We start from the raw sequence: 12,199 nt of genomic DNA, 5'->3' as shown, positions 1-12,199 counted from the left end.
CTAGACTTCGGTCCAGCCGCTTGGCGGCGGCAAAGCGACACGATCGCCGGTGTTGGAGGCGGAGACACGGCTCAACGAACTCGATAGCCACATGAAAAGTTCGCGAAAATTCAGACCATCTAGCTTGAGGGGGCCACGCGGCGCGATCTGAGCGAGAATACCCATATCCGCGTTGGCCACGCCGATGGCAAAGAACGAGAACTCCTTCTTTTCCTCGCCGTCTTTCACGAGTTGCGCCGCCCGCTGCCAACTGTCGGTTGGGGCGCCATCGGTAATCAGGAAGATCCACGGGCGGTAGTAAGAGACACCATTGTCCTTGTACCGCTGCTTGCGCTCGCGCAGTAGCTCGATGCCTTGCTCGATCGCGGCGCCCATGGGCGTATCGCCTGTCGTGGACAGCGTCGGCGGGTGCCAGAAATCGGGGGTCTGAAAGCCAGACTCGATATTGACCGGACCGAAGGCGACGACAGCGATCTCCACCCGCTTCATCGCCAACGCATCATTCGCCAACTGGTCCTTCAGCGTCGCTATGCCGCGATTCAATTCCGATATCGCTCGCCCTTGCATGGAGTGCGATGTATCCAACAGCAGCAGGCAGGGACACCGCGGCTCCGGATTGCTGGTAAAATCGTCGCTTCCAAAGCCGACCTGCTCAAATCCTGACATCGATTCTCTCACTATTGTTGTGGTGCTAATTGCAGCGGCGGACCGACGCTATCCGACCGCATCTTCGGCCGAGGCCGCGGCAGGGGGATGGAGCCTTCAATGGAGAAATATTGATCGGGGGAAGATTGAGCGAGTGGGCCGGTGATCTCGGCCACTGGCGCTACGGGCAGCGAGGCCTCACTGGGGACGGGCTCCGGACGGCTGACGACGATGAAGATCAGCCCGAGCACGAAAGCGATGATGACGAAAGGTGTGGCCGAGTAGCGTCTGCGCGTGGGCAACGGGCTAGCGATGAACGCGGAGGGGGCCGGGGGCTGCACGGTCGTGGAATAGGATAGGCCGGACCCAGGGATTCCAACGGTCAGGCGTGAGGGAGCGCTTGAGCCCACGTTGTAAGTGAAGCCCTTTCCTCCAAGCGAGAGGCTGGAGCGCCTCAATCCAATGTTGAGGCGCACGCCCGGTATCAGCTTTATCGACTTACGGAAGCGCAGCCCCATTTCTCTCCCCTTGGTTGAAATAATTCATCAAAAGGACAGAGTTTTCAACCTCCCGTAGGGGTCTGCAGATACGACTTTACGTCCAAAGCAGAATAGTACCGTTTGCCAGTAGGCGTCCTCGTGCGGCTGCTTCGGCGCTCGAAAGATGGGGATTGCCCACGCACAGTGCGCAAAATTGTGGCTCCCGGCTTGACCTTCCATTTTGATGTGTTCTATCTTTGTTCTCATGTGTCCCGACTCTGTCGGTCAATGCCATTTGATTGAAAACAGCTGCACCGAGCCGGACAGGAACCATGCACGAGATCATCTGTCCCCACTGTACGAAGGCCTTCAAGGTCGATGAGTCCGGCTATGCCGAGATTCTTAAGCAGGTCCGTGATGCCGATTTCGTGCAGCAACTCCACGAACGATTGGAATTGGCCGAAAGGGAGAAGCAGAGCGCTGTTGAATTGGCCAAGGCCAAAGTGAGCAGCGATCTGCAGAGGACAGCGGCTGCTAAGGACGTGGAAATCCAGGAGTTGAAGTCTAAGCTTGAGCGACGTGACGTCGCCCAGAGGCTCGCGGTCGCCGAAGCGCTTGGCGCCGTCGAAAAGGAGCGTGACAGGCTCGCGAATGCGCTAGCTGAGTCCGAGCGTGAAAAAAAAGTGGCCTCGGAGCTCGCTGAAGCCCTTCTGGCTAGCGAGCAGCATAAAATCACTGCTGCCAAGGAAAAAGAAATCCAAGAGCTGAAGGCCAAGGTTCAGGCCGTTGAGCTTGAGAAGAAGCTCGCCATGACCGAAGCGGTTAGCGTCATCGAGAAGGAGCGCGATGAGCTGAAAAACGGCATCAAGCAGGTCCAGCTTGAAAAGCAACTGGCCGAACAGTCGCTCAAGGACAAGTACGAAACGCAGATCAAGGATCGTGACGCCTCGATCGAGCGCCTCAAGGATATGAAGGCGCGCCTCTCGACCAAGATGGTTGGTGAGACCCTCGAACAGCACTGTGAGACCGAGTTCAACCGGGTGCGATCGATGGCTTTTCCGAGGGCCTACTTCGAGAAAGACAACGACGCGCGGACCGGCAGCAAGGGCGATTACATCTTTCGGGACTCGGATGACGCCGGCACGGAAATCGTCTCCATCATGTTCGAGATGAAGAACGAGAGCGATAAAACCACCACGAAGAGCAAGAATGAAGATTTTTTGAAGGAGCTCGACAGGGATCGCAATGAGAAGGGCTGCGAATATGCCATTCTAGTCTCGCTACTCGAACCTGACAGCGAACTCTACAACGCGGGCATTGTCGACGTTTTCCATCGATATTCGAAGATGTACGTCATCCGGCCGCAGTTCTTCCTGCCGATGATCACGCTGCTGCGGAATGCTTCTCTCAATTCGCTGAAGTATAGGACAGAGCTAGCGCTCGTTAAGGCGCAGAACATCGATATCACACAGTTTGAAAACCAGCTGGAGACGTTCAAGAGCGGGTTCGCGAAGAATTATGATCTTGCCTCCAGGCATTTCCAAACGGCGATCACCGAGATTGATAAATCGATCGATCATCTCCAGAAAACAAAGGACGCGCTGATCGGCGCGGACCGCAACCTGCGCCTTGCGAACGACAAGGCACAGGACGTGACGATCAAGAAGCTGACTCGGGGCAATCCAACGATGGCAGCGAAGTTCGCGGAGCTGAAAAGCCAGGCTGCTGAATGAGGCGCATGCTTGGACTACAGTGTGTCTACCTAACACGCCTGAATTGATAGCTGGCGTTTTTGATGTACTAAGCAGCCGGGATCGTCTCGATGGGCGTCATGATCCGGCGTTGGTGGGGTAGAAGGACTGGGCAGAACGACGCCGACGGGAAGTCCATCGCCTCATAGAGGCGTACCCAGAGATGGCGGCACATCTCGATCTGCTCTTCCGTGGGCTCAAGCCCTTCGACCTGAACGACGACAGGCCGGTCGGGTAAGAGAAGTTGTCGGTTAAGCTTGGCCTGACCGTCGTCGAAGATGATGAAGCCGGCATTCCGCGGGTGCTCGATGCGCTCTAACTTTACCGAATCGGAGCGGCGATTTTGATTGTCCTCCTCGTTCTGATTGTGCCGCGCTTGCTGTAGGTGAACAATGCTGAACTCTGACGGCGTATCGGATGAGAACAAGAAGCTGGTCGACGACATCGTTTACCTGCGTGGTCGGATCATCACGTCCTATTCTCAGGTTGAATTCTTGCTCGCCGACATCGCGGTTAAGTTGGAGCTGAAGTTTCCCTACTTGGTTGCGGCTCGGCTAAAGGCCGCCAAGCGCATCGCTGAACGCGAGGGATACGAAGCCTACCGAAAGGAACTGGAAGAGGTCTGCGACGGCTTGGCCGAGTTCGACGACATAAGGAAGTTCATGTCACACGGTTGGGCTGACCTCGAAGTCGACAGGAAGGGCAATCACAGGTTCTCGCTTCGCATGTACGAGCGGAAGGGCGAGGGTCAGTTTGAGCTGATGCAGGCTTCTTCAACGCGGGAGAGACTGCTGGAGGCGGCGAATGACATCAATGCTTACACCAATCGGGTCATCAATCTTTTCCATCGGATCTATCTGGAGAAGGGGCTTGAGAAGCCAGAGTATAAGCCCGACGGATTATAGGGCTGAGTATCGGCGTTCAGAGTTGGTACCTTGTGCCAAACATGGCTTAATGCCGCTTTAGGTCTTCTCGATATCCAACATAGGATTGCATCGCGTCCGAGCCGGTCATATAGCCAATGTTCTTTGCTATAGCTAAAGGCAGGTTAGACGCTCGCGTTACCGTCGCCATGGACCATTTAGCCGCTGCTTTGGTAACGGCATCGTCCCCAACGGGCTTGCCGTAGAATATGTATGGGACGCTGGAACCAAGTAGGGATTCAAACAGACGGTCAGCACCATCGGACGGGAGGATATGGCGAGGCAGGATGATAGCCACGTCAAAGTGCTCTTTGACCGCGAGCGCTATGGCTGATTGTGTGTCGGTTGCGATTACAAGCTCCAGTCCTAGGCTCGTCAGCGCGCTGCGTTCGTAGAACGTCTCTCCGGGGTTGTCGTCAACCCAGAGGGCTCTGCAACCCACCAGGCGGTGAAGCAGTCGGTTTTGGGTGGCAGTCTCGGCGGACCGAATGGAATCGTCCGTTCTGAACGCGATTGTATCTTTCGCGTCACTCTGGCGGGTATATTTCACCAACTCGGCCGTAGCAAGGTGTATGGCCGCCTTTCGCTTGGCGGTGGCTTCGACCCCAAATGCCTTGAGGGAGCCTTCCGTCATGTCGGCCAGGAAGTCTCGGATGAGCGGCGCAAACTTCAGAACGATCCATAGGACCACGATGGGCCACACAATGGTCTTGAGAAGGCCCGTCACCGCGGTAGTGATTTTGATCAAATCGTCGATTGTCATAGGGAATCGCCAGCAGAAAGCCCCAGCGTAAAGATCACTGGGGCGTTCCGCTAGTAGGGTATCTCGTCCTCAACCTTCGGCTGTTCGACTTCCGGCGTGATTTCATTCACCCAATGGCTCTTTTGAAGGAGCCAGTTCGCGGCCTGGGAGGCGTAGGACGCGCGATAGAGAAGATGGCCCAATTTTCCGCCTTCAGGACCTTGGCCCAGCTTTCGAGACAAGCCGGTGACTGGGCATCGATGTACGAGCAGCGGAACATCCCACATTGAAGTTGCCGGTTGGCTGATGGTGAGAGCGAGCTTCAGCCTCCCGGCTGAGATGGGAGGCTGTCAGCCGCTTGGGTTGCGGGTACGATCTGCGCATGCGCCCCCGGACGGTCGGTCGCCGATCATACGCCATACCCAGAATTTTATTGGTGAGTCCGTGGTGAGTTTCGATTTTTGCGCGATGGCCAGGATTCGCGCAAATTGTTGAATCTATTGGCGCACCCGACACGATTCGAACGTGTGACCTTTGCCTTCGGAGGGCAACTCAACCGGTCAGTGGGTGGCTTTTCTTTGGTGCTTAGCCTCCAAAGTACCTGAAAACACAGGCGATCAACGACCTTAGGTTAGGGGGAAGCCCTCCCAAACGTCAAGTCCAAGTAGACGCAATTGGTGTGACCGTTGTGACCGAGCTGTGGCCGCGACGCGAATCAAGCGAGGGCCACGGGGGACAATCGAGCGCCAAATTCTATAGGATGCCCGCGCGAAAAAGTTTGCCGAGAATTTTTGACGAAGCGTAGGTGTGTTCTGCATCTCAAGGTTCCAAAGCTGCGAGCGCGCGAAATGATCGACAAAGAGGATGATCCACAAATCGTTGAAGTATTCGCTCGGTTCGGACGTGCCATGTATATGGCGAACGTCGTGGAGTTGAGCATGATCCAGACGCTTTTGCAGGTAGAGTTTCTTACACCGGCGCGCGAAAAGATTATTAAAGACAATGGAAAGAGCTTCGATCCGAAGGCATTCGCTACTGAGTTGGACGCCTTTATGCGAAAACAGGCAAAGAAGACAATGGGGACCCTCAACATGGGGGTATCCAAGCACCCGATATTCGACGAGGAGTTGCGCAAGCGGATTATGGACGCAACGTTGCGGCGCAATTTCCTGGCGCATCACTATTGGCCTTCGATCGCCGAAAAATTCATGACCAAGATCGGTCGCGACGAAATGATCGCTGAACTATCAAAGGACGCCGATACGCTTGAGCAGCTTGACATAGATGTACGAATAGCGACCAAACCGGTGCGCGAGAAGCTTGGAATTAACGAAGAAGCTCTCAATCAACGTGTAGAGCAAAATCTGGGAGCTACGAGCGAAGCTCAAACTGAACTAACTATCCCCCCAATCCGCCGACGGCTTCTTATTTGAACGGAGCGCAAGGTTGCGGAAGCGATTGCGAAAAGGCGGAAACCGCTTGCTGACATTTAGCGGACCGTCTAGGTTGCGCCTTTTCGGGACGGGGGCGCGGTTAGATGCGTCGATTCTGGATACCTAGTTTGGAAGCGCTCGTCTTCGCCGCGACTTCTGCTTTGACGAACCCGACTGCCACGGCTCAGCAAAGCCCGGTCTTGATACCCGGTGTGTTGGAACCGGAAGAGATGCGGGTCGAGCCGCTTCCGATCAAAAAAATCGAATTGACTGCGCCGGAGCGAATGCTTGGCGACGCGCTGAAAGCCTCCGACAACAGCAAGCCATCAACACTGTTGCCAGCACTCAATCAGATTCTTGCACAGTATCCCGATTTTTCAGATGGCTACGTTATGCGGGCTTTCGCGCTCTGTGATGCCGGTAATGATCGTGCCGCGATCTCGGCAGACGTGGGCCGCGCCCTCAAATCCGTCAGCGGTTCTCGAGCCGGAAAAACGCCGTTTGGGTCACTGCTCGCAACGCGAGCTAAAATCGAATATCTGAACGGCGACTACGTCGCCGCGATCAACGACCTAGAACAAGCTACTCGTTCCGATCTCAGCAAGGCTTTAGAATTTTCGAACAGCGGCGGCGTAAAGCCGGAGAAAACTGGCCCGGTCTGCGTCTGGACCGAAACAGATTTGGACGAGCTGGTGCAACGCTTCGCCCGCGATTATCGACCATATTTGTTCCGAGGACTCTATCACGGCTTCTTCGTATTTTTTGAACAAAATGAGACCACGAAGAAAGCTTTACTCAGCCGCACGTTTGATGACTTCGATACGGCCGCCAAGATAAATCCAGCCTCCGCGTTGCCGCATCTCTTCAAGGCCGAGGTATTTCTCAAAACATTCTTTTTTCAAATGATGAGTATTTACGATCCTCAACACGATCAACTGAATAACACGATGATCAACTTGCTTGATCAAATTCTGGCATTCGACAACGAGAACGTCTGGGCACTTAAAGAGCGCGCATTGATGTATTCTCACTTGAAGAAGTGGCGACAGGCGATTGCCGACTACGACAGAGCACTTGTGGCCGATCCGAAAGATCTTGTTAGCCTCAATGATCGCGCTCTGGCCAAAATCGAGATCGGCGACACTTTCGCTGCGATTTTGGATCTCAGTGAAGTGATCAAGAAGGGGGAGCGTCAGCTACAGCACTCAGAAAGCTATCAGGCGCGCGCGGATGCTTATATCAAAACGCGACAATGGGACCTGTCCGTCAGAGATTTAACAGCTGCACTTTCCCTTGAACTAGGAGGGCAAGTGCTGCTTGCCAACATCCGTCAATTCCGAGCACTTTACCCTGAATATAGGACAGCAACGGACGATGCAGTCGCGCGAAAGTTACAGCAGACCTTCTACCCGGATTGGAAGTATGAAGATTTTGCAGGAAAGTTTCTGACTGGAAATGGTTCCTTTGGCTTCCCAAACTTCGTGATCGGCGACCTTTTTCTCAAGCGTTCGGACGCCAACCTCAAAGCGGGTAATTGGCACGCCGCCAAACTCGACTTCCGGCGTGCTGCGCGCGGATATAACGACGCTACCGATGCGATAGACCGCTGGCGCGAGATCGGCCCACTGAAAAATGCGCGCCTCTACATCGACATGAAGACGTTCAATGACGAGCGCGGCGAAGCCGTAAACATTTGGGTGAAGCAGGCTCGCGACGAGAACAGCCCGTATTCGGTGCAGCAATTCGAACTAAACTGCGGCGCGCGGCGGATACGTACGATTTCGTCGGCAAGCTACGATGGGATAGGCAATTTGACAGGAAGCTATGAGGGCAGAAGCGGCTGGGCGGCCGTCGTGCCAGACACGCTCGGCGAAACGCTTTATGATGGTGTTTGCAAGCGGTAACGGTGGTTCACTCGCGCAGTCACTTCCGCATGGCGTCGCGTTGCCGCTCGGCCTCGACGATACTGGCGAAGAGCCTTTGACTTTCAGTTTGTGCGTCGGCTTCGGCGAGTTCCTCTCTGTCAACGCGCTCGGATATTTGAAGGCGCTTCGCATTGAATGCCGCGATGAGGTCCATGTAGCGGTACTTGGCTTTGCTAAACGCTTCGATGATGCGAGGATTGGCACACTCGGCCGACGCAACAAAGGTCTTCAACGTGCCTTCAATTCTCTTATTCCTACATTCAGTGATCGCCGCGACCATCTCGTCTTTCGCGATCACCATAGGGTCTTCTGGCGGCATCGGTGCGCCCATTTCGCGAAGCCTACGCTGTGCTTCGAGCGCCTGCCGATGTTCTTTGGCGTTGGCCAGTTGCGTCTCTTCAACTCGTCCCGCCATCATTTGCGCCGCCGTGCACCGGCCGGCCCACTCGATGCTTTGCGGAAGAGATTTGTTCTCGATTGCATCCGCTTGCAGGCAGACGATTGTCGCGTTCCGCTTGAATTGTTCTAGCGTGCCGCAAGTGCCGTTGATACAACAGCTTCCGCCCGGCATACATTGAGGGGATTGAGCAAAAGAAACCCTGCTCATGGCGGCCAATACGACTACGAGGAGCGCCGCCCGCAATGCGACACGTGCCAGTTTGGCAACCATTTGACCGCCTCCCATTCCAAGTCCTTGGACGGCATCATCGAGTAAAAGGCGTTGCTGTCAATCAGGGGATGCGCGCCAAACGTCGAAAAGACAGGTGCGTACGCGTGTTTTAGGACGGGGCACTACGCCCCGCCCTTCCTTAGATTCTCACTGCGCCACAGCGGTTGAAGATTCGTGAAGTGGCACAGAGCAATCAGCTCGCTCAGCGTTCGCGCCGACGACAGCGGCCTTACGTGATCGACCTCCCATTGCCGGTAATTTGCCAAACACATCCCAATGCGAAAACCGATTCAGTGAAGCAGATGAAATGCCGGTGGCTGATCGTAATTGCGCTTTAGTGTAGTCTGGCCGCGCGTTCGTGAAAAGTTGAAGGGGCGCTTCCGTCGTAGGTATCGCGCGCTTCTTCCGTTCAGCGAAATCTACCTGCCAACTGCCACCGGGTGGGGCGCGCGCTGCATGCAGAACAACCGGCTCGGCGACATCGATCCATTCAACCCGACATCAGCAGCCGAGAAGCTGGCCGTGATGGTGTGGATCCAAGGCGGTAGCAATCTCAACGGCGCGGGCTCCCAGCCCGAGTATGACGGCGCGCGCTTGGCCAGCAAGGGCGTGGTGGTCGTGACGATCAACTACCGGCTCGACATCTTCGGCTTTCTGGCCACCCCTGAGCTGACAAAGGAATCCGACACGCATGCGTCGGGCAATTACCGGGCCCTTGGACCAGATCGCGGCGCTGAAATGGGTGCAGAACAATATTTCGGTCTTCGGCGGCGATCCGAGCCGCGTGACCATGTTCGGCGAATCGGCCGGCTCGCTCGATATCAGCGCGCTGATGACCTCGCCGCTAGCGAAAGGCCTGTTCGCGCGCGCGATCGGCGAGAGCGGCGGTGCGCTGACGCCGATCAAGGCCTTCGGGCCGAAGCCGCTTGCGGCCGGCGAGCGCGACGGTGCCGATTTCGTCGCCTCGCTTGGAGAGCCTTCGCTTGCGGAGTTGCGCGCACGGCCGGCCGCCGAGCTGTTGGAGGCCATTTTGAAGGAGCCGATCACCTACGGCTTCGGTGTCGTCGACGGTCATGTGGTGACCGAGCATCCGGCGCAGGCTTTCTCCAAGGGCCGGCAGAACGACGTGCCGCTCCTGGTCAGCTGGAATGCCGATGAGGGGACGTTGTTCACCGCGCGCGTCAGCTTTTCGGCGGGCGCCCCCTCCTATGCCGATCGCGTCCGCGCCCAGTTCAAGGACCAAGCTGAGCAGGTTCTAAAACTCTACCCGCCGGGATCGACGCCCGATGAGCACAAGGCGGCCTTTGCGGCGCTGTTCGGCGACGAGATCATCGGATATGGCGGCTGGGCCTGGGCGGAGCGGGCCGCGGCCACTGGCAGGCCCGCTGTCTACCGTTATTATTTCATCCGCCGCCCGCCCGGCGCGCCGCTGTCGTCGATCGGCCCGCTCACCGCGCCCGGCGTCTACCACAGCGCAGAGCTCTACTATGTCTTCAACACGCTCGGCGTGCGCGACTGGCCGTGGGAAACGGACGACCGGCATCTCGCCGATGCCATGTTGTCCTATTGGGCGAACTTTGCGAAGACCGGCGACCCCAACGGACTTGGTCTGCCGCGATGGAGCGCTTACAAGCCGAACGGCGGCGGGCAGGTGATGGAACTCGGCAAGGAGATCGGCATGCGTGGGGAGCTGCACCGCGATCGCTACGAATTCTTTGATGCACTATACGGCAAGCTCAACTCGCAATGAATGCGCACCGATGCGAACCATAAACTGCGCGGCCATCACTTTAGGCGGCCCGCTGCTCCTCGATAAGGCGGATTGTGTTCTGGGTAACCTGACAGGTCTCCAGCCATGGATGGGCTCAACGGGGCGTTCTGGAGCCTGCACTGATTCGGACAAGCCGGAAAAGCTATTACGGTTCAATAGCGCTTTGAGGTACCTCTTGTCCGAATGCGCCTTGAAAGTATTCAACTGCCGAAACCCTTCCAAGCTGGCGCTCTCGCGCAGGTTTCGTCAATCGGCGATATTGCTAGGGGCCGTATACGCTGTGCTCGCGCGGCTCGAAGATGCTGGGGCAGGTGAGTCAGACCATCGATAGGTGACCGCTGTAGGAGCGTCTCGGTCGCGCTTTCGAAATACGCGCGCCCGCGCGCGGCTCGTTTTCAATCTGGACAGTATCGGAATATGTCCGTTGATTGGGGTAGACCAGAAGTGGCGGGTCGGTGTGACCTTGCCCCTCGGGCACAATCCAGTTTGAAGTTCGTTCTGGCCCCAACGAGGACCAGAGCATGAAGCGCAGCCGCTTTACGGAAGAACAGATCATCGGGATTTGCAAGGAGAGGCAGGCCGTCCGGTCGCCGATCTGTGCCGCAAGCATGGCGTGAGCGACGGCAGCATCTACAAGTGGAAGGCCAAGTTCGGTGGAATGGACGTCTCGGAGGCCAAGCGGCTGAAGACGCTGGAGGACGAGAACACGCGGCTCAAGCGACTGCTGGCGGACGTCATGCTGGAAAATGCCGCACTGAAGGATCTCCTGGGAAAGAAGTGGTAACGCCCGCGGCCAAGCGGAAAGCTGTCGCGCATCTCGCGGGCGTTCACGGGAGGACCGAACGGCGGGCGTGTAAAGCCATCGGCTGTTGTCGCATGACGGTCAGATATCAGACGGGGCGGGCCGAGGATGCCGGACTGCGGCAGCGCATGAGGGCGATCGCCCTTGAGCGCCACCGCTTCGGCTATCGTCGCCTGCACGTGCTGCTCAAGCGGGAGGGCTACCTGGTCAATCACAAGAAGCTGTTCCGGCTGTACCGGGAGGAACGGCTCACGGAGCGCCGCAGAGGTGGCCGCAAGCGGGCCCTCGGCACATGAGCGCAATGACGGTGCCGCTGCTCGCGAATGATCGCTGATCGCTCGACTTTGTGTCGGATCAGACGACCGATGGCCGGCGCCTCCGCATCCTGATCGTGGTCGATGACTGCACCCGCGAATGGCTGGCGCTGGTGGCCGACACCTCACTCTTGGGCGCCCGGGTCGCTCGGGAGCTGGATCGGCTGGTCGCCGAGCGCGGCAAGCCCGGGATGATGGTGAATGACAACGGGAGCGAACTCACCAGCAATGCCATCCTGACATGGGCCGATCAGAGCCGCATCGCCTGGCACTACATCGCACTGGAGAAGCCTATGCGGAACGCCTTCATTGAGAGCTTCAACGGCCGCCTGCGGGATGAACTGCTGAACGAGACCCGCTCGCACAGGCCCGCGTCGCGATGCTGCCTGGCCGACTATAACGACGCTCGGCCGCACTCCCAGCTCGGATGGAAGACGCCATCCGAGTTCGCCACCGCCTGCAATCCGCGGCGGGATCTGGCGCTGCGCTGTGTCGAAGGCTCCGCGCCAGCTCCCGCCGCTACCCGGAAAATTCCAGTCTCGACTGGCCTAGTTTTCGGGAGCACTTCAAAACCACCGCCCGAACGAACTCAGACCTGGATAAAACTTGGGGGCAAGGTCAGGGTAGGGGAAGTGCGGGCGGCTTCTCTCCCTTGAATTGCAAATGTCGAGCGGACGTTTGCGCTCTGGGAAGCCACGCTGCAACGATGGCCTCAAGCCGCCGCCAAACGTACGCTCGCACCGG

At 57.2% G+C, this 12,199-nt stretch carries 10 protein-coding genes, 1 tRNA gene and 2 pseudogenes; 7 read left to right on the top strand and 6 right to left on the bottom strand.

Features of this window, described 5'->3' with window-relative positions:
- Together ACQR1H_RS31305 and ACQR1H_RS31300 are read right to left on the bottom strand one after the other, a co-directional pair.
- A complete protein-coding gene (locus ACQR1H_RS31305) occupies positions 1-666 on the bottom strand; it encodes a vWA domain-containing protein (protein WP_434885912.1) in 666 nt (221 codons plus the stop codon).
- A gap of 11 nt (positions 667-677) precedes the next feature.
- The gene (locus tag ACQR1H_RS31300) at positions 678-1,163 is read right to left on the bottom strand and encodes a DUF4236 domain-containing protein (RefSeq protein ID WP_434885911.1); all 486 of its coding nucleotides are present in this window, start codon (positions 1,161-1,163) and stop codon (positions 678-680) included.
- A 293-nt stretch (positions 1,164-1,456) separates the two neighbouring features.
- Between ACQR1H_RS31300 and ACQR1H_RS31295 the strand changes: the two genes are divergently transcribed.
- On the top strand, positions 1,457-2,857 hold the full coding sequence (locus ACQR1H_RS31295) for a DUF2130 domain-containing protein (RefSeq protein WP_434885910.1): 1,401 nt from the start codon (positions 1,457-1,459) through the stop codon (positions 2,855-2,857).
- Between the two features lie 67 nt (positions 2,858-2,924).
- Here ACQR1H_RS31295 and ACQR1H_RS31290 read toward each other — a convergent pair whose 3' ends face one another.
- The gene (locus tag ACQR1H_RS31290; protein WP_434885909.1) at positions 2,925-3,320 is read right to left on the bottom strand and encodes a hypothetical protein; all 396 of its coding nucleotides are present in this window, start codon (positions 3,318-3,320) and stop codon (positions 2,925-2,927) included.
- 49 nt (positions 3,321-3,369) lie between these two features.
- Between ACQR1H_RS31290 and ACQR1H_RS31285 the strand changes: the two genes are divergently transcribed.
- A complete protein-coding gene (locus ACQR1H_RS31285) occupies positions 3,370-3,780 on the top strand; it encodes a hypothetical protein (protein ID WP_434908683.1) in 411 nt (136 codons plus the stop codon).
- A 46-nt stretch (positions 3,781-3,826) separates the two neighbouring features.
- Here the strand turns inward: ACQR1H_RS31285 and ACQR1H_RS31280 are convergent, their stop codons facing one another.
- On the bottom strand, positions 3,827-4,561 hold the full coding sequence (locus ACQR1H_RS31280) for a hypothetical protein (protein WP_434885907.1): 735 nt from the start codon (positions 4,559-4,561) through the stop codon (positions 3,827-3,829).
- Positions 4,562-5,041: 480 nt separating this feature from the next.
- Positions 5,042-5,125: transfer RNA gene (locus ACQR1H_RS31275), tRNA-Ser, on the bottom strand.
- Positions 5,126-5,388: 263 nt separating this feature from the next.
- Here ACQR1H_RS31275 and ACQR1H_RS31270 point away from each other — a divergent pair.
- Positions 5,389-5,973 (top strand): hypothetical protein, encoded by a 585-nt coding sequence (locus tag ACQR1H_RS31270; RefSeq protein WP_434908682.1) that lies wholly within the window; start codon positions 5,389-5,391, stop codon positions 5,971-5,973.
- Between the two features lie 128 nt (positions 5,974-6,101).
- The gene (locus ACQR1H_RS31265; RefSeq protein WP_434908681.1) at positions 6,102-7,877 is read left to right on the top strand and encodes a tetratricopeptide repeat protein; all 1,776 of its coding nucleotides are present in this window, start codon (positions 6,102-6,104) and stop codon (positions 7,875-7,877) included.
- A 19-nt stretch (positions 7,878-7,896) separates the two neighbouring features.
- Here ACQR1H_RS31265 and ACQR1H_RS31260 read toward each other — a convergent pair whose 3' ends face one another.
- On the bottom strand, positions 7,897-8,568 hold the full coding sequence (locus ACQR1H_RS31260; RefSeq protein WP_434908680.1) for a hypothetical protein: 672 nt from the start codon (positions 8,566-8,568) through the stop codon (positions 7,897-7,899).
- A gap of 456 nt (positions 8,569-9,024) precedes the next feature.
- Here ACQR1H_RS31260 and ACQR1H_RS31255 point away from each other — a divergent pair.
- From ACQR1H_RS31255 to ACQR1H_RS31245, 3 genes and pseudogenes are all read left to right on the top strand, one after another.
- Positions 9,025-9,216 (top strand): annotated as a pseudogene (locus ACQR1H_RS31255) (carboxylesterase family protein); the annotation flags it as partial.
- 43 nt (positions 9,217-9,259) lie between these two features.
- Entirely contained in the window at positions 9,260-10,318 is a 1,059-nt protein-coding gene (locus ACQR1H_RS31250; protein ID WP_434908679.1) for a carboxylesterase family protein, read from the top strand.
- Between the two features lie 542 nt (positions 10,319-10,860).
- Positions 10,861-12,058 (top strand): annotated as a pseudogene (locus ACQR1H_RS31245) (IS3 family transposase).
- The last annotated feature ends 141 nt before the right edge of the window (positions 12,059-12,199 follow it).

It is taken from the genome of Bradyrhizobium sp. HKCCYLRH2015, assembly GCF_051168215.1.
Taxonomy (GTDB): Bacteria; Pseudomonadota; Alphaproteobacteria; order Rhizobiales; family Xanthobacteraceae; genus Bradyrhizobium.
Note: the sequence above shows the minus strand (reverse complement) of the source record. Positions and strands in the feature narration are given on the sequence as shown.

Coding starts and splice junctions, on each gene's coding strand:
- ACQR1H_RS31305 (WP_434885912.1), bottom strand. CDS start 666: ATGTCAGGATTTGAGCAGGTCGGCTTTGGAAGCGACGATTTTACCAGC.
- ACQR1H_RS31300 (WP_434885911.1), bottom strand. CDS start 1,163: ATGGGGCTGCGCTTCCGTAAGTCGATAAAGCTGATACCGGGCGTGCGC.
- ACQR1H_RS31295 (WP_434885910.1), top strand. CDS start 1,457: ATGCACGAGATCATCTGTCCCCACTGTACGAAGGCCTTCAAGGTCGAT.
- ACQR1H_RS31290 (WP_434885909.1), bottom strand. CDS start 3,320: ATGTCGTCGACCAGCTTCTTGTTCTCATCCGATACGCCGTCAGAGTTC.
- ACQR1H_RS31280 (WP_434885907.1), bottom strand. CDS start 4,561: ATGACAATCGACGATTTGATCAAAATCACTACCGCGGTGACGGGCCTT.
- ACQR1H_RS31270 (WP_434908682.1), top strand. CDS start 5,389: ATGATCGACAAAGAGGATGATCCACAAATCGTTGAAGTATTCGCTCGG.
- ACQR1H_RS31260 (WP_434908680.1), bottom strand. CDS start 8,568: ATGGTTGCCAAACTGGCACGTGTCGCATTGCGGGCGGCGCTCCTCGTA.
- ACQR1H_RS31250 (WP_434908679.1), top strand. CDS start 9,260: ATGCGTCGGGCAATTACCGGGCCCTTGGACCAGATCGCGGCGCTGAAA.